The sequence below is a fragment of the Stenotrophomonas sp. B1-1 genome (assembly GCF_010894375.1).
Lineage (GTDB): Bacteria > Pseudomonadota > Gammaproteobacteria > Xanthomonadales > Xanthomonadaceae > Stenotrophomonas.
The window spans coordinates 39,973-63,292 of record NZ_JAAIUZ010000019.1 but is presented as its reverse complement, the minus strand read 5'-3'; the positions used below and the strand labels follow the sequence as shown (position 1 = coordinate 63,292).

Here is a 23,320-nt window from a genome sequence, read left to right as displayed (position 1 = left end):
CGGCGGCGGGTGGGTGTGGCGGCGGTGGACATGCAGCGGCTCTACATCACGGCGTGGGTGTGCCTATGGTACGGCCGATGGCCGCAGCGGTCTGCAGATGTGCCTGGCCCTGGCCGCTGTCAGCATCGAGCAGCAGGTTGGAAGAACGCACCGTGGCACCGCAGTAGTCGAAGATGCCCATATCAATCTGTGTCTTCATGGCCGCCCCATAGCCGCGGCGTTCGATCATCTCCGCGCCGGCGCCCCCCAGGCCGACCAGATGCACCTGCAGGCGCTGCAGTTTCTTTTCCACCTTGCCATCGGCACCGTCGGCATACGCCCAGCCTTGGGTGAACACACGGTCGATCCAACCCTTCAGCAGGGCCGGGAACGACCACCAGTACAGCGGGTAGACCAGCACCAGCGTATCGGCGGCATCCAGTCGTGCGTGCTCGGCAGCGACGTCAGCGGGCACTGCCCCACTCTGCCGGAACAGGGCCATGTCATCGGCGTTGAAACGGGGATCAAATCCCTCGCTGGCAAGATCAGCCACGGTCACGCTGTTGCGGGCGTCAGTGCTCGCAATCGCATCGCTGATGCGTGCGGCCACCGCGTGGGTAAGCGAGTGGGGCTCAGGGTGAGCAACGACGATAAGGCTGTGCATGAAAGACACTCGAACATGGAATAAGTTACCAATAGTAACTAATGCCCATGTTTCCACCAGTGCTCATGGCAGGACGCTGATTTCAGCTGGATTGACACCCCACAGGGCCGATCGTGGCCTTGTGTATCGCCCCGCATCAAATGCGAATGATTCGTGATACGATTGTTAAGGAATACTGAAACCCCCACACACGGACGTCCCAGCCATCGCCAGTGGACCCTCTTACAGGAGCACCTGCGCGATGTCGCACGCCTCACCGAACTGCCGCCGTTCCATTGCCACCCTGACCGCCGCGATCGGTCTGGCGCTGGCCGCCCATGCCCATGCTGATGCCAGCGCCGATGCCTCCTCGGCGCGCCAGCTGGACACCGTGGTGGTCACCGCCACCGGTGCCCAGCAGTGGATCAAGGATGCCCCTGCAAGCATCAGCGTGATCACCCGCGAGGAGATCGAGCGCAAGCCGGTCAGCAGCATCGGCCAGCTGCTGAGCACCGTGCCCGGCGTGACCGGCGGCTATGCGCTGTCCGGTGCGCAGTCGAAGATCCGCCTGCGCGGCCTGCCCGAGCAGTACACGCTGATCCTGATCGACGGCCGCCGCCAGGGCAGCTCGGCCGGCGTGAACTACCGCGATGACCTGGGCCCGCAGGATCTGAACTGGCTGTCGCCGGACATGATCGAACGCATCGAAGTGGTGCGCGGACCGATGTCCTCGCTGTACGGTTCGGACGCGATGGGCGGTGTGATCAACATCATCACCCGCAAGATCGCCGACCACTGGGGCGGCTCGGCCACCTTCAACTACAGCAAGCCCGATTCGGATACGCGCGGCAACACCACGCAGATGGGCGCGCTGTTCAGCGGCCCGCTCACCCAGAACCTGGGCGTGCGCGTGGGCGCCAACGTGACCGACCGCGAATCGGACCGCGGCGCGCGGCAGACGCCCGGCAACAAGGCGGAAAATGCCAACGTGCAGTTCCATTGGCGGGTGAACGACAACCACAGCGTGGGCGTGGAAGCCTCGCGCGGCACCCAGCGCAACAGCGGCGCCGGCGCGGTCAGCAGCTGGGGCCTGTCCAAGCTGGTGCAGACCGGCTACGTGCTCAGCCATGACGGCAAGTACGGCGATGCCAGCACGTCCAAGACCACGCTGGTGCAGAACGATTACGAAGACAAGGGCAGCACGGTGGGCAACCACTCGAAGGAAACCGTCTTCGATACCGCCTTCACCACCGGCTTCCACTGGGGCTTCGAGCACAGCCTGAACGTGGGCGGGCAATGGAAGCGCGAGGAGCTGGAAAACAGCGACACGATCGGTACCGTGCCGGTGACCTGGACCGGCAGCGGCCGCATCAGCCCCACCAGCGAGGCCGATTCGTGGGCGCTGTTCGCCGAAGACCACATCACCCTGCACGAGCGCTTCGTGCTGACCTTGGGCCTGCGCTGGGACAACACTGAAAACTACGACGACAACCTGAGCCCGCGCATCTACGGCGTGTGGCACCCGGCCGATGCGTGGACCGTACGTGGTGGCATTTCCAAGGGCTTCCGCGCGCCCAACCTGAAGCAGGGCACCGCCGGCGCGGCCACCCAGTCCGGTGGCAACGGCTGCCGCGCGTTGACCGTGGAAGGCTGGAGCAGCACGTCGGTGAATGCCGATGGCACGCGCGGCTGCTACATGGCCGGCAACCCGAACCTGGAACCGGAAACCAGCACCAACTACGAGCTGGGCCTGGGCTACGACCAGGGTGGCTGGTCGGCGTCGGCCACCTACTTCCTGACCAACTTCGACGACAAGATCGAGCAGGTGCCGCTGAGCCAGATTCCCGGCCAGACCACCAGCTTCGTCAACGGCTACTGGTGGACGGTGGCGCAGAACATTCAGAAGGCGCGCACCCGCGGCGTGGAAGCCAGCGTGACCGTGCCGCTGCATGAGCGCCTGAGCTGGACCACCAATGCCACGCGCATGCTCGAATCGAAGAACCGCACCACCGGCGCCACCCTGCTGGTGGTACCGGAACTGACCGCCAACACCTCGCTGGAGTGGCAGGTGACCGATGCCTGGTCGCTCAATGCCAGTGCGCAGCACATCGGCAAGCAGCTGGTGTCGGCCACCAGCGCAACCTTCGCCAAGGCCTACACCACGTGGGACCTGGTCACCGGCTTCGACGTGAACGAGAACCTGACCCTGCGTGCCGGCGTGCTGAACGTGGGTGATGTGTCCACCATCGACGAAGGCAACAACTACGACGGCGGCGCACGCACCTTCTTCGTCGGCGCCACCGCGCGGTTCTGATCAAACCGTGGGGTCAGAGCCCGTTGCGGGGCAACGGGATCTGACCCTGGGGTCGGATTCCTTCGCGCAGCGAAGGGCTCCGACCCCAGCGCGCGCCCCCATCGACGCATGGCGTGGATCTACCGCGTCCCTCGCATAGACCGCTACGACCGGAACAGGTCGTTCAGAGCGGCGCCGGCAGCGGCCTGCTGCAGCCCATCGAAGCGGCCCTCGCGCACGAGTGAGTCGGTGGCCTGCATCAATCCTCCCCACGCCGCGCGGGCCAGCGCGCCGCCCAGGCTGACCCGGCGCACGCCCAGCGCCGCGATGTCCCGCAACGTAAGCGCCGTCGGCCCACCCACCAGCAGGTTCACCGGCGTGCCGTCCGCGGCGGCCACCACTGCCTGGATCTGTTCGACCGTGGTGATGCCCGGTGCGTACAGCACGTCGGCACCGGCGGCCGCGTAGGCACGCAGGCGCCGCAGCGTATCGTCCAGATCCGGCACGCCCACGAAGAAGTTCTCTGCGCGCCCCACCAGCAGCACATCGGCGGCGGCGCGATCAATGGCCGCACGTGCGGCGCGCAGGCGTTGCACGGCCTCATCCAGCGGGCGCAACGGTGCATCGGCCAGACCGCTGGCGTCTTCGATCGACAGTGCGGCAATGCCGGTGTCCAGCGCTGCGGTCACCGCCTGGCCCACGTCATCGGGGGTTGCGCCGAAACCATCGCCGAAGTCGGCGTTCAAGGGCAGATCAGTGGCCGCAGCCATCAAGCGCAGATGGTCCAGTGTGGCCTGCAGCGAGACCGCGCCGTCGGGCCGGCCTTCGCTCCACGCACAGCCGGCACTGGTGCTGGCCAGGGCCTGGAACCCCTGCCGCTGCAGATAGCGCGCACTGCCCACGTCCCACGGGTTGGGCAGCACGAAGCAACCCTGCGCATGCAGCTGGCGGAAGGCGGCACGCTTGCGCTGGGTCTGGGCGTCTGTAGCGGTCATGGCAGACAGGCGGAGTGGCGACAGCGCCACCCTAGCCCGCTGGCCCACGCAACTCAACGCCACATGGCGTGGCTCTCATGAGGTGATGCTGCCTGCTTATTGGACCGGCGCCAGGCGCTGCGCAACCGTGGCAGCCCCCCCTTCAGGAGTCCGGACATGCCCATCGATGCTGGCACGCAGCTGCCCACTGGCGATGATCACGATGCGCAGCGGGCTGACCTGGGCTCACCGGTGCGCCGGCGCCTGCTGGCGTCCGCCGGAGTGGCGGTGGGCGGGCTGGCCAGCGCCAGTGCCGGCGGCGCTGCCAGCGCCGCGCCCAACACCACCGAGCCGGGCCGCCCCGGCTTCCGCCCGATCGTGCCGCCGCCCGCGCAGGGGCACAGCCCCTGGGGCCAGGACACGGTGAGCGAAGCCACACCGCGACCGGCCAGCGTCCGCCCGGGCGAAACGCCACTGCCCGACCGGCCACGCGCCTATACCGAGATCAAGAGCTACCACGCGCATATCTATTTCGACGAAGACAGCTACCAGAAGGCGGCACTGCTGCGGCGCTGGGTGGTCGAGCGCTTTCCGGTGGAACTGGGCAACTGGAACCTGCAGCCGCGCGGCCCGCACGTAACGCCCTCGTTCTACTTCGGTTTCCGCAACGACCTGCTGCCGGTGCTGGTGCCGTGGCTGCAGCTGAACAGCCTGGGCCTGACCATCCTCATCCACCCCAACACCGGCGATGGCCGTGCCGACCATCTGCACTACGCGCTGTGGGTCAACCGGGCGCAGCCGGTGAACGCCTACAACTGGCCCGCGCCACCACCGGGCGGAACCGAAGCGCTGGAAGAAGTCTTTCCCAACGTGGTGCCCACGGTGCCGCTGGAGACCTGAGCGCGGTACATTCATCCCCGCATGGCGCGGATCTACCCCTCCGGGGCCATTGTCGGCGTACGTGCTGCCATCGCCGCCGATGACAACGTTCAGCCAGCCTTGATCCGCCCTGCCGCATACGGCCACAAGGGCCTCGGCGAATTTCAAACAAACGATTGAAACGCCGCAAACTTCGCCGAACTGGACACCATCCTCAGGTTCCGCCAGACTGCCGCCCTTTCCCGTTGATCGGATTCCATGGCGAAGCTGCTGGTCCTGCACGGCCCCAACCTCAACCTGCTCGGCACGCGCGAGCCGGAGGTCTACGGGCACACCACGCTGGCCGACATCGACCAGGCCCTGGCTGCCCAGGCGGGCGCCGCCGGCCACGCCGTGGACAGCCTGCAATCCAACGCCGAGCACGTGCTGGTGGACCGCGTACAGGCCGCACGCGCCGACGGAACCGCTTTCATCCTGATCAACCCGGCCGCCTTCACCCACACCTCGGTCGCACTGCGCGACGCGCTGGCGGCGGTGGCGGTGCCGTTCATCGAAATCCACCTGTCCAACCCGCATACCCGCGAACCGTTCCGCCAGCACAGCTATTTCAGCGACAAGGCGGTGGGCGTGGTGTGCGGCTTCGGCGCCGACAGCTACCGCTACGCGATGGACGCGGCCCTGCTGCGGCTGTCGGCCACCTGATTGTCGAACCGGGCGCCCATGGCGCCCTCCTCACCTAGATAGAAACCCAAGAGGCCCTCATGGATCTGCGCAAAATCAAGAAGCTGATCGACCTGCTGGAAGAGTCGAACCTGGCTGAAATCGAAATCAAGGAAGGCGAAGAATCCGTGCGCCTGTCGCGCGCCCCGGTGGCCGGCTACGCCGCGCCGGTCGCGGCCCCGGTGTACGCCGCGCCGGCCGCCCCGGCGGCCCCGGCCATGCCGATGCAGTCGCCCACCGAAGCCTCCACCGGCGGCACCGCCAAGCCGGGCCCGGCCCTGCCGGAAGGCCACGTGCTGCGCTCGCCGATGGTCGGCACCTTCTATGCTTCGGCCGCTCCGGACAAGCCGGCCTTCGTCACCGTTGGCCAGCAGGTCAAGGAAGGCGAAACCCTGGCCATCATCGAAGCGATGAAGATGTTCAACCCGATTGAAGCCGACAAGTCCGGCACCATCGTCGCCATCCTGGGCGAGAACGGCCAGCCGGTGGAATTCGACCAGCCGCTGTTCGTGATCGGCTGAGGGGCACGCCATGCTCGACAAAGTCGTCATTGCCAACCGAGGGGAGATCGCGCTGCGCATCCTGCGCGCGTGCCACACCCTGGGCATCCGCACGGTGGCCGTGCATTCCACGGTCGACCGCAACCTCAAGCACGTGGCCATGGCCGACGAGTCGGTCTGCATCGGCCCGGCGCCGTCGCCGCAGAGCTACCTCAACATTCCGGCACTGATCGCCGCCGCTGAAGTCACCGACGCCCAGGCCATCCACCCGGGCTACGGCTTCCTGTCGGAAAATGCCGACTTCGCCGAGCGCGTGGAGGAGTCCGGCTTCATCTTCATCGGCCCCAAGGCCGACACCATCCGCATGATGGGCGACAAGGTCGAAGCCATCCGCGCGATGAAGTCCGCCGGCGTGCCGTGCGTGCCCGGTTCGGGCGGCCCGCTTGGCGAAGACATCGTGGCCAACACCAAGATCGCCCGCGAGATCGGCTACCCGGTCATCATCAAGGCGGCCGGTGGCGGCGGTGGCCGCGGCATGCGCGTGGTGCACGCCGAAGCCTCGCTGAAGACTTCGATCGAAACCACCAAGAGCGAGGCCAAGGCCGCGTTCGGCAATGGCGAGGTCTACATGGAGAAGTTCCTGGAGAATCCGCGCCACGTGGAAATCCAGGTACTGGCCGACGGCCAGGGCAACGCCATCCACCTGGGTGAGCGCGACTGCTCGATGCAGCGCCGCCACCAGAAGGTGGTGGAAGAAGCCCCGGCACCGGGCATCACCGCCGAGCAGCGCGAGCAGATCGGCAAGGTGTGCGTGGAAGCCTGCATCCGCATCGGCTACCGCGGCGCCGGCACGTTCGAGTTCCTGTACGAGGACGGCCGCTTCTACTTCATCGAAATGAACACCCGCATCCAGGTGGAACATCCGGTGACCGAAATGGTGACCGGCATCGACCTGGTGGCCGAGCAGCTGAAGATCGCCGCTGGCCAGAAGCTGTCGATCAAGCAGAGCGACGTGGTGCTGACCGGCCACGCCATCGAATGCCGCATCAACGCCGAAGATGCTGAAACCTTCGTGCCGAGCCCGGGCACCATCACCGGCTTCCATCCGCCGGGCGGCCCCGGCGTACGCGTGGACACCCACATCTACAGTGGCTACCGCGTGCCGTCGAACTACGACTCGATGATCGGCAAGCTGATCGTGCACGGCCCGGACCGCGAAACCGCCATCGCCCGCATGCGGGTGGCGCTGAGCGAAATGGTGGTGGACGGCATCAAGACCAACGTGGCGCTGCAGCAGCGCATCATGCGTGACAAGGGCTTCCAGGCCGGTGGGCAGAACATCCACTACCTGGAAAAGCGCCTGGCCGAACGCAAGAACAAGCCGATCGCATTGACCTGATCGCGCAGCCAACGCTGGACACGAGAAGGGCGGGGATTTCCCCGCCCTTTTCCGTTGCGCGCGGCGACGATGCGCAACGCCGCCGGGCATGGCCCGGCGCTACCGGGCGCGGGTCAGCGCTTGTCGGCCACTTCGGCGGGAATCTGCGAATTGGCCAGCGGGCGCACGCCATTGGGCGAGGTCGGATCGACGATCACCATGGTTTCGGTGGAACCATCGGGCCAGACCACCTGGAAGGTGCTGCCGGCCGGCAACGAAGCGAACGGAACCCCACTCTGCGCGCGGTACACCGCAGCGACCTGGCTGGCACCGGCGCGGCGCACTGCTTCCTGCGCCTTCACCGTGGTCAATTCCACCTTCGACAGGTGCCGGTAGCGATCTTCGTAGGTGTCGATCATCAACAAGCCGACCGCACCGGCCGAGTAAGCCACGAACAACACCACCCAGAACCAGAACTTGGCGCCATGTAGTAAACGACGGTAGTTCATCGCCCTGCTCCCGTACCAATCAATCGCTTGATCCACTCTTTCATCTTCCCCGCACCTTGCCGCGAAACCGCGGCGTCATACACGAAATCCCGGAAATCCTGCGTTCCACCCTGCGAACAGATCCCTCCGTTCGCGCAATAACTGTTCACCAGCACGCTGTCGGCGCCGCACGGCAGCCCCAGCTCGCAGGCGGCAACGCGCCAGGCCAGCTCGCTCAACTGTTCGCCGGCAATCATGCCGGTCATCGCCTTGTCGCCGGCCGCACGCAGGCCCATGGCCGGTGCCAGCGCCATGTAGGCCTCTGGATCGCGCGATGCCTGCACGCGCTGCACCAGCTCGCGGCGGTACTGCTCGCTGCCCTGCAGCGGCTCACCTTCGGCCAGCAGCGATGCTTCCGCCGCCAGGTTGCCTTCCTGCGCCGCGCGCCGGCGCTCGCCGATCACCAGCGCCGGCCCCAGCTTGTCGCCCGGCACGAAGCCACCGCAGCGCTGGGCCACGCGTTCGCGCGCCTGCACCATGGCCGGCGCCGCGCTCAGCCCCAACCCGGCCAGCACGTTGTTGTCCAGGCGGTAGCCGCCCGGGTCCACCGCGTACTGCGCGCAGTAGTCGTAGACCCGGCTCAACATCCAGCGCGCTTCATGGTTGCCGTTGTCGGCCTGCACGCGCAGGCGCTGCGCATAGGCGAACAGATCGGTCTCGCCTTCGATATCCGCGCGGATATCCAGCGGCAGACCGGACGGCAGCGCGGTGCTGCGCTCGACGCCCGACAGACGCCGGGCCAACGCTTCGGGCACCACCGGCGCCAACGCATCGCCCACAGACGATGCGGACACGTCCATCGGTACCGCCACGCCATCCTGCAGCGCGTGGCCATGGCCGCTGGCCCGGTAACCGGCCACGCCAAGCACCGCCACGGCGGGCAGCACGAGCAACCAGGTTTTCAGGGTGGGAGCGAAGGCCATGAGCGACAGAAGTGGACGCGGGACACAGCAAAGCCGGCATTTTAGCAAGCCCCCGAAGCGCTGTCTGAACCGCTGCGGTTCATCTCAGGGCATACGGAGACGGCCGGATGGTCTAGCATGGCCCCCTTTCCCGCGATTGCCCCCACCGCCATGCCGTTCCTGGAACTGACCCTGCGCTGCACCGAAGCCACCCAGCCCCGCTATGAAAACGCGCTGGAGGACGTGGGCGCGCTGGCCGTCACCCTGCTTGATGCCGAAGCCGACACCAGCAACGAGCAGGCCATCCTCGAACCGGGCGTGGGCGAAACCCCGCTGTGGGACACCCTGGTACTGAGCGCGCTGTTCCCGGCCGACAGCAATGCGCTGTTGCTGCTGGCGGCGCTGGAAGCGTTCGACCCGGACCTGGACTGGAGCGGCGGCAGCTTCCGTGCCGTGGAAGACGAAGACTGGGAACGCGCCTGGCTGGACCAGTTCCAGCCGATGGATTTCGGCAGCCGCACCTGGATCGTGCCGTGGAACCACGACCTGCCGGAGGCCGCGCAGGCCGCCGATGCCGCCGTCGTGCGCCTGGACCCGGGCCTGGCCTTCGGCTCGGGCACCCACCCGACCACCGCGCTGTGCCTGCGCTGGCTGGACCAGCTGGCCGTGGACGGCCAGCTGCAGGGCCAGCGCGTGCTCGACTTCGGCTGTGGCTCGGGCATCTTGGCCCTGGCGGCACTGAAGCTGGGCGCGGCCGAAGCGATCGGCGTGGACAACGACCCGCAGGCGCTCGTGGCCACCGCCGACAACGCCGAGCGCAACGGCGAGCAGGCGCGCATGCACGTCTATCTGCCGCAGGACGAACCGGTGGCCACCTACCCGATCGTGGTCGCCAACATCCTCGCCTCGGCGCTGGATGCGCTGGCCGAACTGCTGGCCGCACGCGTTGCTGCCGGTGGCCGCATCGCCCTGTCGGGCATCCTGCATGGCCAGGAAGGCGAACTGCTGCAGCGCTATGCCGTCTGGTTCGACGAACTGCAGGCCACCCAGGATGGCGATTGGATGCGCATCACCGGCGTACGCCGCGCCTGATCGTGGTTGAATGAGCGCTGGATCCGAGCCGGTGCCCTGACGATGTCCGAGCCGAACCCGCCGCGTCGCCCGCTGGCCACCTTCCTGCGCACTGCGCCGGGAGCCGACGCCGCACCTGTCGACGGCACCGGCCACGCCGCCCCGCAGCTGCTGCAGGAGGGCGAGGCAGCAGACGACGATCAGGACACCGCGCCGTCGCTCGCCCCGATCGAGGTACCCATCGCACGTACCGATGCCGATGCCGACCGTGCCGAAAGCGACACGGTGGATGCGGCTGTAGCCAGCGAGGCGCCCAGCTTCCTGGGCATGCGTCCGCGCGCGCGCGCGCGACCGTCACCGCGCTGGCACTGGGCGCTGGTTGCAGGCCTGGCCCTGCTGCTGGTGCTGCAGAGCGTGCTGGCCGACCGCGCACGCCTGGCCGCCGATGCCGGCCATCGGCCCTGGATCAGCGCACTGTGCGGCGTGCTTCGCTGCAGCCTGCCGGCCTGGCGCGAACCCACGGCGTTCACCATGACCAGCCGCGAGATCCGCCCCCTGCCGGGGCAGGCAGGCGTGCTGCAGGTGCAGGCCAGCATCCGCAACGACGCACGCTGGGCACAGGCCTGGCCGGACCTTCGCCTGTCGTTGTCCGATGCCGATGGCCGCCTGATCGGCAGCGGGGTGTTCACCCCGGCGCAGTACCTGGGCGAGGCCCCGGCGGCCACGCTGGAGCCCGGGCAGAGCGCGCGGGTCGCGTTCCGCGTGCAGGAGCCGGCGGCCTCTACCGTCGCATTCACCTTCGAGTTCCTCTGACCAAGGTCGAGGCGTCAGGCCGTGGCAGCTCGGGCACGCTCGCGCTAGACTGACGGCCAATCACACGTCCGCCTGCGCGCACCGCGCGCACCGGCCTTCAGATCGGGAACCCCCTTGAACGCTGTCCTCACTCGTCCTGACACCAGTCGTGGCGCTGCCCGGCCACCGCTGCGCGAACACGTAGCCCAGTCCGTGCGCCGCTACCTGCGCGACCTTGATGGCTGCGATGCGGACGATGTGTACGAGATCGTGCTGCGCGAGATGGAGATTCCGCTGTTCGTGGAAGTGCTCAACCACTGCGAAGGCAACCAGAGCCGCGCCGCGGCCATGCTGGGCATCCACCGCGCCACCCTGCGCAAGAAGCTGAAGGAATACGGCATCAGCGCGTAAGCGCACCGGTGTGTAGAGTCGAGCCATGCTCGACTGCTCCTGTGCGAGGCAATCCGCGAAGAGCAGTCGAGCATGGCTCGACTCTACCCAGTAGATCCACGCCATGCGTGGATGAACCCCTCAGCCCCCGCCCGCCTTCCAGTAATACCGCACCACATGGAAGAACACCGGCGCGGCGAAGCACACTGAATCCAGCCGATCGAGCATGCCGCCATGGCCTTCGATCATGTGCCCCCAGTCCTTGATGCCGCGGTCGCGCTTGATGGCCGACATCACCAGGCCGCCCCAGAACCCCATCAGGTTGATCAGCAGGGACAGCCCGAACGCCTGCAGCGGCGTGAACGGGGTGATCCACCACAGCGCCGCACCCAGCGCGCTGGCGCTCAGCACCCCGCCCACGAACCCTTCCACCGTCTTCGACGGCGACAGCTTCGGGGCAATCAGGTGCCGGCCCAGCAGCTTGCCCCAGATGTACTGCAGCACATCGGACGACTGCACCACGATCACCAGGAAGGCAAACAGCAGCACGTTGCGCGCCGGGTCATGGCCGGGCACCTGCAGGTTCAACAGCAGCGGCACGTGCGAAATGCAGAACACGCAGATCATCAGCCCCCACTGCACCTTGGCCGTGCGCTCGAGGTAGTGGGTGGTATCGCCGCCGATGGTCGACAGGATCGGCAGGAACAGGAACGCGTAGACCGGAATCAGCAGGGTGTACATGCCGTACCAGTCGATCCACACCAGGTAGTACTGCCACGGCAGCACGATGTAGAACGCCGCCAGCAATGCGTAGTAATCGCCAGACCGGGTAGGCGCCAGGGTGATGAATTCGCGCAGCGCGAACAGCGAAATGATCGCGAACAGCACGATCACCCCGGCGCGGCCGAACAACAGCGCGCCACCCACCACGATCGCCATCACCCACCACGCGCGGATGCGCGAGACCAGGTTGGCGATGACCGCGCTGGGCTGGCCGCGCTGGCGCCAGCGCAGGGTCTCGGCCACCACCGTGGCCAGCACCAGTACCGCGCCGATGCCGCCGAACAGCAGACCGGTCTGCTGGCCCACGCTCTGCGTGGCCAGATCGCCGGACACATCGATCAAGAAGCTCATGCGCGGCCCCCGTTCGGTGCCAGGTCAAGCAGCGCCTGCCGGCTGCGCGCCAGGAACGCCGCCTTGTCCTCCTCGGCCTGCAGCCGCAGCGGTGCGCCGAAGGTTGCCGTGCACAGCAACGGCAGCGGCAGGAAGCGGCCCTTGGGCATCACCCGCTTCAGGTTGTCGATCCACACCGGTACGAATTCCAGTTCCGGGCGCTGCCGCGCCAGATGGTAGATGCCACTCTTGAACGGCAGCAGCGGCTCCTCGCCGGTGTTGCGCGTGCCTTCCGGGAACAGGATCAGCGAACAGCCTTCATCCACCGCATCGCGCAGCACCTGCAGGGGGTCCTGCTGGCGGCGCGCCGCCTCGCGTTCCACCAGCACGCCGTTGAACACCGCATCGATCAGGTAGCGGCGCAGGCCATCGCGCTGCCAGTACTCGGCTGCGGCCACCGGCCGCACCTGGCGGCGCAATGCCGGCGGCATCGACGACCAGATCAGCACGAAGTCGCCGTGGCTGGCATGGTTGCCGTAGTACACGCGGTGGTCGCTGGAGGGCGCGCAGCCGATCCACAGCGCGCGCGCACCGGTCAGCACATGGATGGCGCCACTGCAGGCGCGGGCAATCACTCTTGCGAACATCACCTTCCCCTCAGGTCTGCGGCCACAACACGGCCAGCAGCACTGCCACGAACTGCAGCGCGGTGAACAGATACTGGCGCAGCAGCAGGCCGCGCATGCCCGCCCAGCGCGCGTCCCAGCCACGCAGCGGCGCATCGGCCGGCAGCCGGCGCAGCCCGGCCACGTGCAGGGCCTGGTCGACCCGGTGTGCTGCCGCCTCGCCCTGGAGACCTTCCTGCAGCAGCAACTGCAGCAGGCTGGCATCCAACTGCACGCGCACCGCGAAGTACGCCTGCACCAGGCCCAGCGCCGCGCTCAGCAGCACCAGGCCGGCGGCGATCATCGCCAGCCCCGGCTCGATACCCAGCAGCAGCAGGCCCACCAGCATCAGTCCCAGCGACAGCACGGCGGGCCAGCGGCCCTGGCGCAGCAGCAGGTGCATCATCGGCAGGTCCGGGGCCTGGCTCATTCCGTAGTCTCCTGTGCGGCAGCGGCCGCGATCGCCAACAGGTGAACGTCGTGCAGCACGATGGACGGCCGTGCCTGGCGCACCCGCGCCACTGCCTGTGCGGCATCGGCCTCGCGGCCGCTGCACAGCAGCCAGGTCGCCACGCTGGCGGCACTGCGCGAATAACCCAGCGCGCAGCACACCAGCAGCGGCCCCTGCGCGTGCAGGCGCTCGATCGCGGCGGCGGCGGCGCGCAGCTGCGCAGCGCTGGGCACCACCAGGTCCAGCATCGGCACGCCGGCATAGACCGCGCCCGGGGCGCGGCAGGACAGCTCGGCACAGGTATCAACCACGCCCTGCAGCGGCGCCGGCAAGCGGCCGCTGGGCAGGCGCCCCAGCCATACACCGTCGGCCACCTGCACCGGCTGCGGCGCACGCCGTGTCCACAGCCGCGAATTGATCCATGCAGCGGCCAGGTACGGCGCCAGCAGCCAGCGTGCGGCCATGGTCAGCCGGCCATCGGCGCGCTTCTGGAACACCGCCGTGCCCAACCCCGCATACGCCAGCGCCACCAGCAGCAGCGACAGCACCGGCCACAGCAGCCACAGCGCCGTGCCGCGCCACTGCAGCACCGGCAGCAACACCACGGCCGCCCCCAGCAGGTACAGCAGCGCCAGGCGCCAGCGCTTCGGGTCGCGCGCGGTGCGCCATGCGCGCAGCGGTGGCACACCCTGGTCGGGCCACAGCCACACGCACAGCCAGCCCACCAGCAGCCCGGTGGGTACATCGATGAAGTGGTGCTGGAAGGTGGTCAGCACCGAAATGCCGATCAGCAGCGCCCACCCATGCAGCACCCAGCGCCACGCGCCGTGCAGGTACTGGGCGAACTTCACCCACAGCACGATCAGCAGCACGATGTGCAGCGATGGCGCCTGGTTGAACGGCTTGTCGAAACCCAGCAGCACATCGAACAGCCAGCCGAAGACGCCGTCGATCTCCGGCCGCTGGAAACTGAAGCGTAATGGCCACAGCAGGAAGCAGCTCACCGCGATCAGCTGCGCACTGAACAAGCGCAGCGCGTGCCGGTCCAGTTCCAGCCGCTGCCGGCACAGGAACAGCGAAATGGCATAGAACAGATCGATGGACCAGTACGGCACGATGGTCCAGGCCACGAACGGAACGTGGGCTTCCCAGGCGAAGGCGAGCACCGGCACGTCGGTCTGGCGACCGGCCATCCAGTTCGCAAAGCCGTAACTGGCGAAGAAGAACGGCCCCAGCAGCACCAGCCACAACAGGGCGCGCCGCCAGGGGCGCGCCGTAGGGGCCACCGGGGCGGCAGTGACGGCAGACATCAACCGACCCGGCGCGCCAGCGACACGGTGAAGATGCCGAACGCATCGATGCGCTGGGCCACCTTCTGGAACCCGGCCAGGCGCACCAGCTCGTCCATCTCCTGCTGGGTGCGGCGGCGCATCACCCACGCCGCGCCACCGCGGTGGCTGGTGAGCGCACGCGCGATGAACTCGAGCTGCGGATGCCACGGCTGGCCGGTATAGGCCAGGTAACCGCCCACCGGTACGGCCGCGGCAATGCCCTGCAGCGAGCGCAGCACCGCATCGTTGTCGGGGAACAGTTCGTACAGGCCCGACACCACCGCCAGCGTCGGCGCCGGGTCCACCTTCGCCAGCTGCGCCGGGTCGAACGCATCGCCCTGTTCGAAGCGCGCGATATCGGCCGCCCCCAGGCGTTCAATCAAGGCCTGGCCCTGGGTCACGTTCAGTTCGCTGAAATCGCGCAGCACGATGCGTTCAGCGCGCTGTTCACCCTGCCCCAGCGCTTCCAGCACGTAGCGCCCATGGCCTGCGGCCACGTCCAGCACGCGTACCGGCGTGCCCTGCCCGCGCAGGCGCTGGGCGGCCTCGCGCAGCAGTTCCTGCAGGTGCTGGCCGCGCACGCGGATACCGCGCCAGCCGATCGCATCCAGATAATTGCGGTCGACCATGCGCCCCAGCGGGCCCTTGCCCCGCGCTTGGTCGCGGTAGATGTAATCGAGCGTGCTGCCCGAATCGAAGCCGGTCTGCAGGCCCAGGGCAATGCCCTCGGACAGCGTGCCGCCGAAACGCAGGCCACCACGCACGAAGCGCCAACGCAGGTCGGCCAGGCTGTTGCGTTCGGGCGGCCACGACAGAATCTCCGATTCTTCGAAGGTCGGACCGTGGCGGTGTGCATCGCGGCGCGACAGTTCGCGCAGTGGTTCGGCGAAACGCGCTTGGACGAAGCTGCGGATGCGTGCCAGCGCCGGCGCGCGGTCGCGCTCGCCCAGGGTGTCGTGGAAGAAGCCCGGCAGGTGCACGCGCTCCTTGATCGGGCTGGACAGGCGTTCGTAGAAGCGGTCCTGCGGGCCCCGGTGCACGACGAAATCCGAACCGGAGACCAGCAGCTGCACCGGCACGCTGATCGCCTGCGCGTCGGCCACGATGCGGTCGGCCGCCTCGTACAGGCCCAGCAGCACGCGCACCGAAATCGGCCGGGTGATCAGCGGATCGGTGCGGTAGCTTTCCACCCGCGCCGGGTCGTGGGTCAGCCACTGCGGCTTCACGTAGCTGTTGACGAAGAAGTTGCCGCGCAGCTTCTGCATCAGCGCCAGCCCCGCCCGCGCGAACGGCACGTACAGCTTCACCTTGAACGCCGGCGAGGCCATCACCAGCGCGCGCAGGCGCGGCGCGTAGTCGTGCACCCAGGTGGCGGCCACCACCGCGCCCACGCTCTGCGCGATCACCACGATGTCTTCCACCGCAATGCCGTGCTCGGCGCCGATATGGCCAATGAAGCTGTCCAGGTCGCGGACCAGCGCCGGGAAACCGGGGGCATCGCCGCGCGCACCGGGCGAACGGCCATTGCCACGCGCATCCCACGCGAAGAAGGCGGTATCGGGCAGGTCCAGCTCATCGACCAGGTGGGTGACCCGGCCGGAATGTTCGTGGCCGCGATGCAGCAGCACCACGGCCTTGCTGGGCGTGGTGCCCGTGGTGCTCGCCCAGTACCGGTAGAACAGCGGTACCTGGTCGAAGCTGTGGAATTCCCGTTCCTGCGCCTGACGCATGCAATCTCCGTATTGTCGTGGTGTTTACTGCGGTGTGACCGCCGATTCCTGCAGGCCCCGGCGCACCCGGTTGAACAGCGTCACCGCGCACAGCAGCGCGGCCACGCCTGCCACCCACGTCACCGTGGCGGCCCCCACCCAGCCGAAGGCCAGCAGCAGGCCCAGCACACCGATCACGAAGGCGCGGTCGCTCTTGCCCATGGGCCCATCGTAGCGCCGGCTGGCCCCGACCATCAGGCCCAGTACGCCGGCGTATTCGCTCAGTGCCGCCGCCCAGGCCAGCAGCCACAGCGCCACCGGGTTCACGCCCGGCACGCTGAGCAGGCTCAGGTACAGCGCGGCGTCGGCAATCACATCGCACAATTCGTTCAGATAGGCACCCAGCCGTGACTGCTGGCCGAACTCGCGGGCCAGCATGCCATCCACGGCGTTGAGCGCCATGCGCAGCAGCATCCACAGCGGCAGCAGCAGGTACAGCAGCGATTGCGCCGGGGCGCAGCACCACACGGCGGCGGCCACCAGCAGCGAGACCACGGCGGCGGCCACGGTCACCGTGTTGGCGGTAATGCCGAGGCGGTACAGACCGCGCACGGCCGGACGCAACAGGTCCTGGAAACGTCCTTTCAATGCATAGATCGACACGATCTGAACCCGCTGATCCCTGGCAGTTCCGGCATAGCCTACCCCATGGCGTGCCCGGCCCAGCATGCCGATACGGGCGTTTGTACGCACCGGGGGCAGGAAACCGCCCCGCGCAGCGCCCGCCACCGGCCCCCACGAACTACAATATCGGCCCCGCTCCGCTGCCGATTGCCCTGTCCCCATGACTGCTGATCTGTTGCCCGTCCGCCGGGCCCTCCTTTCCGTTTCCGACAAGACCGGCCTGGTCGAGCTGGCCACTGCGCTGGCCGCGCGCGGCGTGGAGCTGCTGTCCACCGGCGGTACCGCCAAGGCCATCCGCGATGCCGGCCTGGCCGTGAAGGACGTGGCCGATGTCACCGGCTTCCCGGAAATGATGGACGGCCGGGTCAAGACCCTGCACCCGATGGTGCATGGCGGCCTGCTGGGCCGTTCGGGCCTGGACGATGCGGTGATGGCCGAGCACGGCATCGGCGCCATCGACCTGCTGGTGCTGAACCTGTATCCGTTCGAAGCGGTCACCGCCAAGGCCGACTGCAGCCTGGCCGACGCGGTGGAAAACATCGATATCGGCGGCCCGGCCATGCTGCGCTCGGCGGCCAAGAACTTCGCCCGCGTGGCGGTGGCCACCGACCCGTCGCAGTACGCCGAACTGCTGGCCTCGCTGGATGCCAACGACGGCCAGCTGAGCGCCGCCACCCGCTTCGCGTTCTCGGTGGCCGCGTTCAACCGCGTGGCCCAGTACGATGCGGCCATCAGCAACTACCTGTCGGCGGTCACCGCCACCGACGCCGCCGTGCCGGTGCGTGCCGAATACCCGGCGCAGATGAATTCCACCTTCGTGAAGGTGATGGACCTGCGCTATGGCGAAAACCCGCACCAGAGCGGCGCGTTCTACCGCGACCTGTACCCGGTGCCGGGCACGCTGGCCACCTTCCAGCAGCTGCAGGGCAAGGAACTGAGCTACAACAACCTGGCCGATGCCGATGCGGCGTGGGAATGCGTGCGCCAGTTCGACGCGCCGGCCTGCGTGATCGTCAAGCACGCCAACCCGTGCGGCGTGGCCGTGGGTGCCGGCAACGGCGATGCCTATGAACTGGCCTACGCCACCGACCCGACCAGCGCCTTCGGCGGCATCATCGCCTTCAACAAGCCGCTGGACGCCGCCACCGCCAAGGTGATCCTGGACCGCCAGTTCGTGGAAGTGCTGATCGCCCCCGACTACGAGCCGGCCGCGCTGGAATACGCGCAGAAGAAGGCCAACGTGCGCGTGCTGCGCATCCCGCACGGTGATGGCCTGAACAACTTCGACAGCAAGCGCGTGGGCTCGGGCCTGCTGCTGCAGTCGTCGGACAACCGCGGCATGACCCGCGACGAACTGAAGGTGGTCAGCAAGCTGGCGCCGACCGACAAGCAGTTCACCGATCTGCTGTTCGCCTGGAAGGTGGCCAAGTTCGTGAAGTCCAACGCGATCGTCTACGCCAAGGACAACCGCACCATTGGCGTGGGCGCCGGGCAGATGAGCCGCGTGTACTCGGCACGCATCGCCGGCATCAAGGCCGCCGACGCCAACCTGGTGGTCGAAGGTTCGGTGATGGCATCCGACGCGTTCTTCCCGTTCCGCGACGGTATCGATGCCGCGGCCGCTGCCGGTATCAAGGCGGTGATCCAGCCGGGTGGTTCGATGCGCGATGCGGAAGTGATCGCCGCCGCCGACGAACATGGCCTGGCCATGGTGTTCACCGGCGTTCGCCACTTCCGCCACTGATACAGGGAGCGACACGGATGTCTGCAGTCTCTTTGAAACCGCTCACCGTGCTCGCCTTCGCCGGCACGGCCCTGCTGGCCGGCTGCACGCCGGCCGCCGATCCCGCGCCGGCCGCTGCCCCTGCAGCGCCGGCCGCCACGACGGCGGCCGCCGAACCGGCTTCCACGCTCAGCCGCACCGCCCGCCTGCAGGCCTTCCTGGCCCAGCGTTACGGCCAGGGCGCCGCGCTGTCGGGTGACTGGCGCGGCAGCTGGAGCCAGGACGGCGAAACACGCCCGGTCAGCTGGCAGGTCTGCGCCGAGCAGCCGGTGGTGAGCGGCGATAGCTGGCAGCAGCTGCTGGCCGTCTGCGGCGCGCTGGTCGAAGCCGGCCACCCGGAACCGGGCACCATCGACTTCTACGTGCTGCGGCCCACCGCCAGCGGCTTCGACGTGGCCGCCGAGCTCACCGGTGGCACCTACGGCAGCAGCGGCCAGCCCGGCACGGTACAGATCGTGCGCGCGGGCAGCGATTTCTACGGCTTCCGCGTGCAAGACGGCTGGTTCGGCCAGGGCTATTCGCTGATCTCTCAATCGCTGGTGCTGCCTGGCCCGAAGGGCCTGGTCGACACCGGCAGCATGCGCAGCCATATCGACAATGGCGCCGCCTACGATTGCGACGACGCCGATGCGGCCGAAGACTGCCGCAGCAAGGTATTCAACATCGACTTCAACCAGCGCTTCGACGACAGCGACCGCAGCGCGCGCGTCTGGCCGCTGCTGGTGGAGGAAACCGGCAGCACCTGCGGTGGCACCGCCGTGCGCCAGCAGCACCGCTTCACCCTGGACCCGAAGACGTGGACCTATTCCTTCCCCGCCGCGCTGCTGCGCGAGGGCTGCGAGTGAGGCACCGCGACCGGCCATGAACAGCCCCCTCGGCGAACTGATCCTCTACCGTACCGACGATGGCCGGACGGAGGTGCATCTGCGCGCTGCGGAAGGGACGGTGTGGATGACCCAGGGCGAGATGGCCGAGCTGTTCGACACGACCAAGCAGAACGTCAGCCTTCACATCCGTAACATCCTGCAGGACAACGAGCTGAGGGCCGAGGGAACCGTCAAGGATTACTTGACAGTTCAAACCGAGGGCACGCGCACGGTCAATCGCTCGGTTCAGCTCTATCGATTGGAGATGATTCTGGCGGTCGGGTTCCGCGTCCGCTCCCCCCGGGGAAGCCAGTTCCGTCGATGGGCCAGCGATACCCTGTCAGAGTATCTGGTCAAGGGTTTCCTTCTGGACGACGAGCGACTCAAGGATGCCGAGCGCGCGGATTACTTCAAGGAACTGCTGAGTCGCATCCGCGATATCCGCAGTTCGGAGAAGCGCTTCTACCAGACCCTACGCGATCTGTTCAAAGCCAGCAGCAGCGACTACGACGGTAGCGCAGCGACCGCCAAAACCTTCTTTGCCACCATCCAGAACAAGCTGGTCTACGCTGTCACGGGCCGCACTGCCGCACAGCTGATCGTGGAACGCGCCGACTCCAACGCCCCTCACATGGGCCTGACCAACTGGACCGGCGACAGACCCCGCAAGTGCGACGCAGTGGTTTCCAAGAATTACCTGCTCCAGCAAGAGCTCGAACAGCTCAACCGTCTGGTCTCCATGTTCCTTGATTTCGCTGAAGATCGCGCCGAGCGACGAATCGAAACCCGTATGGTGGACTGGATCAAGCAGACCGATCGCTTCCTTGATTTCAACGAGCGCGCCATTCTCGATGGCCCCGGCCGTGTGTCCAATCAACAGATGGAAGCGATCATCACAGAGCGCTACGCCGAATTTGACGCTGCACGACGCGCTTCCGCAATGATCGCGTCCGAGCGCGACGCCGTGCTTGATCTTGCGGACCTCACGGCTGAGGCAAGACGCCTGGCTTCGATCAAGAAAAACAGCTGATTGATTCCCCCGATCCCTTTCACTTCTGCCCCCAGGATCCCCCCTCAATGAAAATCCTCGTCATCGGCTCTGGCGGCCGCGAACACGCCCTGGCATGGAAGCTGGCCCAATCCCCCCAGGTCAGTGAAGTGCTCGTGGCGCCCGGCAATGCCGGCACCGCCACCGAGGACAAGTGCCGCAACGTGGCGGTGAAGGTGACCGACATCGACGGCCTGCTGGCGCTGGCCCAGGCCGAAGGCGTGGCGCTGACCGTGGTGGGCCCGGAAGTGCCGCTGGTGGCCGGCGTCGTCGACCGCTTCCGCGCCGCCGGCCTGCGCATCTTCGGGCCGACCGCCGCCGCTGCGCAGCTGGAAGGCAGCAAGGCCTACGCCAAGGATTTCCTGGCCCGCCACAACATTCCCACCGCGTTCTACGCCGTGCACACCGAAGTTGACGCGGCGCTGGCTTACATCCGCGACAAGGGCGCCCCGATCGTGGTCAAGGCCGACGGCCTGGCCGCCGGCAAGGGCGTGATCGTGGCGATGACCCTGGCCGAGGCCGAAGACGCCGTGCGCGACATGCTGTCGGGCAATGCCTTCGGCGATGCCGGTGCGCGCGTGGTGATCGAGGAGTTCCTCGATGGCGAAGAAGCCAGCTTCATTTCCATGGTCGATGGCGTGCATGCGCTGCCGATGGCCACCTCGCAGGACCACAAGCGCGTGGGCGACGGCGATACCGGCCCGAACACCGGCGGCATGGGCGCCTATTCGCCGGCCCCGGTGGTCACCGCCGAAGTGCATGCGCGGGTGATGCGCGAGGTGGTGAACCCGACCGTGCAGGGCATGATTGCCGACGGCATTCCGTTCACCGGCTTCCTGTATGCCGGGCTGATGATCGATGCCAGCGGCGCACCGAAGGTGATCGAGTTCAACGTGCGCTTCGGCGATCCGGAAACCCAGCCGGTGATGCTGCGCCTGCAGTCCGACCTGGTCGACCTGGTGGAAGCGGCCATCGACGGTCGCCTGGACCAGGTGGACGCGCAGTGGGACCCGCGCCCGTCGCTGGGCGTGGTGCTGGCCGCCAGGCCGTACCCGGAATCGCCGATCACCGGTGATGTGATTTCCGGCCTGGCCGATGTGCCGGCCAGCGCCAAGGTGTTCCATGCCGGCACCGCGCTGGACGCGCAGGGCCAGGTGCTGAGCTCTGGCGGCCGCGTGCTGTGCGTGGCCGCGCTGGGCGACAGCGTGCGCGACGCGCAGGCCAATGCCTATGCCGGCGTGGCCAAGGTGAGCTGGGCCAACGAGTTCCACCGCACCGACATCGGCTGGCGCGCGATCGCACGCGAGGGGTGAGGTGCGGGGTGCAGCTACGCATGGCGTGGCTCTACCGGAGGTTGATCGCACATGGCGCGGATGAACCCCACCAAACGAAAAAGGCCCGGCATTGCCGGGCCTTTCCTGTTTGCAACGCTCCACCGCGTTACGCGTTGAACAGCGCCTTCATCTTCTTCAGCGCGTTCGCTTCGACCTGGCGGATGCGCTCGGCGGAAACGCCGTACTCATCGGCCAGTTCCTGCAGCGTCACCTTGCTGTCGGCGTCCAGCCAGCGGCGGCGGATGATGTCGCGCGAGCGGGCATCCAGCTCGGCCAGGCCTTCGCGCAGCAGCTGCAGCTGGTTGTCTTCGCTGTCGGCACGCTCGTAGGCCATCGACGGGTCTTCGTCGTTGGCAACCAGGAACGCGGCCGGCGACGGCGGGGCGTGTTCGTTGTCCTCATCGCTGGGCGCATCGAAACCGATATCGCGACCGGACAGGCGCGATTCCATTTCCATCACCTCGCGCTCGGACACGTTCAGGTCCTTGGCCACCGCGCTCACTTCGGCCGCGTTCATCCAGCCCAGGCGCGTCTTCGACTTGCGCAGGTTGAAGAACAGCTTGCGCTGCGCCTTGGTGGTGGCGACCTTCACGATGCGCCAGTTCTTCAGGATGAACTCGTGCATCTCGGCACGGATCCAATGCACTGCGAAGGACACCAGGCGCACGCCCATATCCGGGTCGAAGCGCTTGACCGCCTTCATCAGGCCGATGTTGCCTTCCTGGATCAGGTCGCCCAGCGCAAGGCCGTAGCCGTTGTAACCGCGGGCCACGTGCACCACGAAGCGCAGGTGCGAATGCACCAGCTCGCGCGCAGCGTCCAGATCGTCACCGTCGCGGAAACGACGGGCCAGGTCCTGTTCGTCATCGACCGACAGCACCGGAATCTGGTGCACGGCACCGATGTAGGCGTCCAGCGAACCGAGCGCACTGGGAATCGGGAGATTGTTTGCCACAAGGGCAGTAGAGGTGTTCTGGCTCATAGGGCTCATCTTAGCAGTCCGGGTTTTGGACTGCTAAAGCGGTAGGAAGTTCCAGTGTTCCGCAGGCGAAACAATGGGCCGTTCAACATCCCTACCCTATCGCGAATTGATGACAATGGCGAGCACGCCCCAGAACGCATCAAACCATTCCAAAACAATCACTTACGTACAAACCGGTGGATGAATTGTGCTTTTGGGCCGCAAAATCCCACCAACCCGCCCCATTCAGCCCGGCAATGTTGCCGGTCATTCAGGCCCAGACGGCCCCAGCCCGGTGTGCCGGGC

24 protein-coding genes are annotated in these 23,320 nt (G+C 67.4%); 13 read left to right on the top strand and 11 right to left on the bottom strand.

Annotation, left to right across the window (positions count from 1 at the left end):
• Positions 1-46 precede the first annotated feature (46 nt).
• A complete protein-coding gene (locus G4G00_RS15160; protein ID WP_164274755.1) occupies positions 47-643 on the bottom strand; it encodes an NAD(P)H-dependent oxidoreductase in 597 nt (198 codons plus the stop codon).
• Between the two features lie 241 nt (positions 644-884).
• On the opposite strand from G4G00_RS15160, the gene G4G00_RS15155 reads away from it, so the two are divergent.
• Positions 885-2,936, top strand: coding sequence for a TonB-dependent receptor (locus G4G00_RS15155; protein WP_164274752.1), 2,052 nt, complete (start codon positions 885-887; stop codon positions 2,934-2,936).
• 143 nt (positions 2,937-3,079) lie between these two features.
• Here G4G00_RS15155 and G4G00_RS15150 read toward each other — a convergent pair whose 3' ends face one another.
• A complete protein-coding gene (locus tag G4G00_RS15150) occupies positions 3,080-3,910 on the bottom strand; it encodes an isocitrate lyase/phosphoenolpyruvate mutase family protein (protein ID WP_108754328.1) in 831 nt (276 codons plus the stop codon).
• Between the two features lie 156 nt (positions 3,911-4,066).
• On the opposite strand from G4G00_RS15150, the gene G4G00_RS15145 reads away from it, so the two are divergent.
• The 5 genes from G4G00_RS15145 to accC all read left to right on the top strand — a co-directional run bounded on the left by G4G00_RS15145 (position 4,067) and on the right by accC (position 7,387).
• Positions 4,067-4,789 (top strand): DOPA 4,5-dioxygenase family protein, encoded by a 723-nt coding sequence (locus G4G00_RS15145; RefSeq protein ID WP_108754329.1) that lies wholly within the window; start codon positions 4,067-4,069, stop codon positions 4,787-4,789.
• A gap of 21 nt (positions 4,790-4,810) precedes the next feature.
• On the top strand, positions 4,811-4,948 hold the full coding sequence (locus tag G4G00_RS15140) for a hypothetical protein (RefSeq protein ID WP_164274749.1): 138 nt from the start codon (positions 4,811-4,813) through the stop codon (positions 4,946-4,948).
• A gap of 78 nt (positions 4,949-5,026) precedes the next feature.
• Complete coding sequence (aroQ, locus tag G4G00_RS15135; protein WP_108763040.1) at positions 5,027-5,470, top strand: type II 3-dehydroquinate dehydratase; 444 nt, start codon at positions 5,027-5,029, stop codon at positions 5,468-5,470.
• 59 nt (positions 5,471-5,529) lie between these two features.
• Positions 5,530-6,009 carry an acetyl-CoA carboxylase biotin carboxyl carrier protein gene (gene accB / locus G4G00_RS15130; protein WP_108754331.1) on the top strand — a complete coding sequence of 160 codons (480 nt, stop codon included), beginning with the start codon at positions 5,530-5,532 and terminating at the stop codon, positions 6,007-6,009.
• Between the two features lie 10 nt (positions 6,010-6,019).
• A complete protein-coding gene (gene accC / locus G4G00_RS15125) occupies positions 6,020-7,387 on the top strand; it encodes an acetyl-CoA carboxylase biotin carboxylase subunit (protein WP_010481079.1) in 1,368 nt (455 codons plus the stop codon).
• A gap of 113 nt (positions 7,388-7,500) precedes the next feature.
• Here the strand turns inward: accC and G4G00_RS15120 are convergent, their stop codons facing one another.
• Both G4G00_RS15120 and G4G00_RS15115 read right to left on the bottom strand, forming a co-directional pair.
• Positions 7,501-7,875, bottom strand: coding sequence for a hypothetical protein (locus G4G00_RS15120; protein WP_108754332.1), 375 nt, complete (start codon positions 7,873-7,875; stop codon positions 7,501-7,503).
• Positions 7,872-8,837 carry a hypothetical protein gene (locus G4G00_RS15115; protein WP_164274746.1) on the bottom strand — a complete coding sequence of 322 codons (966 nt, stop codon included), beginning with the start codon at positions 8,835-8,837 and terminating at the stop codon, positions 7,872-7,874. Before G4G00_RS15115 ends, G4G00_RS15120 begins: the two co-directional genes overlap by 4 nt.
• Positions 8,838-8,987: 150 nt before the next feature.
• On the opposite strand from G4G00_RS15115, the gene prmA reads away from it, so the two are divergent.
• The 3 genes from prmA (at position 8,988) to fis (ending at position 11,090) form a co-directional block, all read left to right on the top strand.
• Positions 8,988-9,908, top strand: a complete 921-nt coding sequence (gene prmA / locus G4G00_RS15110) for a 50S ribosomal protein L11 methyltransferase (RefSeq protein ID WP_164274868.1) — start codon at positions 8,988-8,990, stop codon at positions 9,906-9,908.
• A gap of 42 nt (positions 9,909-9,950) precedes the next feature.
• Complete coding sequence (locus tag G4G00_RS15105) at positions 9,951-10,700, top strand: DUF3426 domain-containing protein (protein ID WP_164274743.1); 750 nt, start codon at positions 9,951-9,953, stop codon at positions 10,698-10,700.
• 114 nt (positions 10,701-10,814) lie between these two features.
• Positions 10,815-11,090, top strand: a complete 276-nt coding sequence (fis, locus tag G4G00_RS15100; RefSeq protein WP_108751030.1) for a DNA-binding transcriptional regulator Fis — start codon at positions 10,815-10,817, stop codon at positions 11,088-11,090.
• Between the two features lie 120 nt (positions 11,091-11,210).
• Here fis and G4G00_RS15095 read toward each other — a convergent pair whose 3' ends face one another.
• From G4G00_RS15095 to G4G00_RS15070, 6 genes are read right to left on the bottom strand one after another with little or no spacing between them, the layout of a single operon-like run.
• Positions 11,211-12,203 (bottom strand): phosphatidate cytidylyltransferase, encoded by a 993-nt coding sequence (locus G4G00_RS15095; protein WP_164274739.1) that lies wholly within the window; start codon positions 12,201-12,203, stop codon positions 11,211-11,213.
• Complete coding sequence (locus G4G00_RS15090) at positions 12,200-12,829, bottom strand: lysophospholipid acyltransferase family protein (protein ID WP_108754337.1); 630 nt, start codon at positions 12,827-12,829, stop codon at positions 12,200-12,202. Before G4G00_RS15090 ends, G4G00_RS15095 begins: the two co-directional genes overlap by 4 nt.
• Before the next feature lie 10 nt (positions 12,830-12,839).
• Entirely contained in the window at positions 12,840-13,277 is a 438-nt protein-coding gene (locus G4G00_RS15085) for a hypothetical protein (protein ID WP_108754338.1), read from the bottom strand.
• Positions 13,274-14,584 carry a phosphatase PAP2/dual specificity phosphatase family protein gene (locus tag G4G00_RS15080; RefSeq protein ID WP_199911455.1) on the bottom strand — a complete coding sequence of 437 codons (1,311 nt, stop codon included), beginning with the start codon at positions 14,582-14,584 and terminating at the stop codon, positions 13,274-13,276. The genes G4G00_RS15085 and G4G00_RS15080 overlap by 4 nt, the downstream gene beginning before the upstream one ends.
• Before the next feature lie 23 nt (positions 14,585-14,607).
• Positions 14,608-16,359: a bifunctional alpha/beta hydrolase/class I SAM-dependent methyltransferase gene (locus G4G00_RS15075; protein ID WP_164274736.1), complete on the bottom strand. Its 1,752-nt coding sequence runs from the start codon at positions 16,357-16,359 to the stop codon at positions 14,608-14,610.
• Positions 16,360-16,383: 24 nt separating this feature from the next.
• On the bottom strand, positions 16,384-17,001 hold the full coding sequence (locus G4G00_RS15070) for a CDP-alcohol phosphatidyltransferase family protein (RefSeq protein ID WP_164274733.1): 618 nt from the start codon (positions 16,999-17,001) through the stop codon (positions 16,384-16,386).
• Positions 17,002-17,182: 181 nt separating this feature from the next.
• Here G4G00_RS15070 and purH point away from each other — a divergent pair, with 181 nt between their 5' ends.
• From purH to purD, 4 genes are read left to right on the top strand one after another with little or no spacing between them, the layout of a single operon-like run.
• Positions 17,183-18,766: a bifunctional phosphoribosylaminoimidazolecarboxamide formyltransferase/IMP cyclohydrolase gene (gene purH, locus G4G00_RS15065; RefSeq protein WP_108754342.1), complete on the top strand. Its 1,584-nt coding sequence runs from the start codon at positions 17,183-17,185 to the stop codon at positions 18,764-18,766.
• 17 nt (positions 18,767-18,783) lie between these two features.
• Positions 18,784-19,650 (top strand): hypothetical protein, encoded by an 867-nt coding sequence (locus tag G4G00_RS15060; protein WP_108754343.1) that lies wholly within the window; start codon positions 18,784-18,786, stop codon positions 19,648-19,650.
• A gap of 16 nt (positions 19,651-19,666) precedes the next feature.
• Positions 19,667-20,701, top strand: a complete 1,035-nt coding sequence (locus G4G00_RS15055; RefSeq protein ID WP_108754344.1) for a virulence RhuM family protein — start codon at positions 19,667-19,669, stop codon at positions 20,699-20,701.
• A gap of 47 nt (positions 20,702-20,748) precedes the next feature.
• Complete coding sequence (purD, locus tag G4G00_RS15050; RefSeq protein WP_164274731.1) at positions 20,749-22,032, top strand: phosphoribosylamine--glycine ligase; 1,284 nt, start codon at positions 20,749-20,751, stop codon at positions 22,030-22,032.
• Positions 22,033-22,159: 127 nt separating this feature from the next.
• Here purD and rpoH read toward each other — a convergent pair whose 3' ends face one another.
• Positions 22,160-23,035, bottom strand: a complete 876-nt coding sequence (rpoH, locus tag G4G00_RS15045) for an RNA polymerase sigma factor RpoH (RefSeq protein WP_108751041.1) — start codon at positions 23,033-23,035, stop codon at positions 22,160-22,162.
• Positions 23,036-23,320: the final 285 nt, after the last annotated feature.

Bases quoted from the DNA above. Each gene is read 5' to 3' on its own strand.
- G4G00_RS15160 (WP_164274755.1), bottom strand. From the start codon at position 643: ATGCACAGCCTTATCGTCGTTGCTCACCCTGAGCCCCACTCGCTTACC.
- G4G00_RS15155 (WP_164274752.1), top strand. From the start codon at position 885: ATGTCGCACGCCTCACCGAACTGCCGCCGTTCCATTGCCACCCTGACC.
- G4G00_RS15150 (WP_108754328.1), bottom strand. From the start codon at position 3,910: ATGACCGCTACAGACGCCCAGACCCAGCGCAAGCGTGCCGCCTTCCGC.
- G4G00_RS15145 (WP_108754329.1), top strand. From the start codon at position 4,067: ATGCCCATCGATGCTGGCACGCAGCTGCCCACTGGCGATGATCACGAT.
- G4G00_RS15140 (WP_164274749.1), top strand. From the start codon at position 4,811: ATGGCGCGGATCTACCCCTCCGGGGCCATTGTCGGCGTACGTGCTGCC.
- aroQ (WP_108763040.1), top strand. From the start codon at position 5,027: ATGGCGAAGCTGCTGGTCCTGCACGGCCCCAACCTCAACCTGCTCGGC.
- accB (WP_108754331.1), top strand. From the start codon at position 5,530: ATGGATCTGCGCAAAATCAAGAAGCTGATCGACCTGCTGGAAGAGTCG.
- accC (WP_010481079.1), top strand. From the start codon at position 6,020: ATGCTCGACAAAGTCGTCATTGCCAACCGAGGGGAGATCGCGCTGCGC.
- G4G00_RS15120 (WP_108754332.1), bottom strand. From the start codon at position 7,875: ATGAACTACCGTCGTTTACTACATGGCGCCAAGTTCTGGTTCTGGGTG.
- G4G00_RS15115 (WP_164274746.1), bottom strand. From the start codon at position 8,837: ATGGCCTTCGCTCCCACCCTGAAAACCTGGTTGCTCGTGCTGCCCGCC.
- prmA (WP_164274868.1), top strand. From the start codon at position 8,988: ATGCCGTTCCTGGAACTGACCCTGCGCTGCACCGAAGCCACCCAGCCC.
- G4G00_RS15105 (WP_164274743.1), top strand. From the start codon at position 9,951: ATGTCCGAGCCGAACCCGCCGCGTCGCCCGCTGGCCACCTTCCTGCGC.
- G4G00_RS15095 (WP_164274739.1), bottom strand. From the start codon at position 12,203: ATGAGCTTCTTGATCGATGTGTCCGGCGATCTGGCCACGCAGAGCGTG.
- G4G00_RS15090 (WP_108754337.1), bottom strand. From the start codon at position 12,829: ATGTTCGCAAGAGTGATTGCCCGCGCCTGCAGTGGCGCCATCCATGTG.
- G4G00_RS15085 (WP_108754338.1), bottom strand. From the start codon at position 13,277: ATGAGCCAGGCCCCGGACCTGCCGATGATGCACCTGCTGCTGCGCCAG.
- G4G00_RS15075 (WP_164274736.1), bottom strand. From the start codon at position 16,359: ATGCGTCAGGCGCAGGAACGGGAATTCCACAGCTTCGACCAGGTACCG.
- purH (WP_108754342.1), top strand. From the start codon at position 17,183: ATGACTGCTGATCTGTTGCCCGTCCGCCGGGCCCTCCTTTCCGTTTCC.
- G4G00_RS15060 (WP_108754343.1), top strand. From the start codon at position 18,784: ATGTCTGCAGTCTCTTTGAAACCGCTCACCGTGCTCGCCTTCGCCGGC.
- G4G00_RS15055 (WP_108754344.1), top strand. From the start codon at position 19,667: ATGAACAGCCCCCTCGGCGAACTGATCCTCTACCGTACCGACGATGGC.
- purD (WP_164274731.1), top strand. From the start codon at position 20,749: ATGAAAATCCTCGTCATCGGCTCTGGCGGCCGCGAACACGCCCTGGCA.
- rpoH (WP_108751041.1), bottom strand. From the start codon at position 23,035: ATGAGCCAGAACACCTCTACTGCCCTTGTGGCAAACAATCTCCCGATT.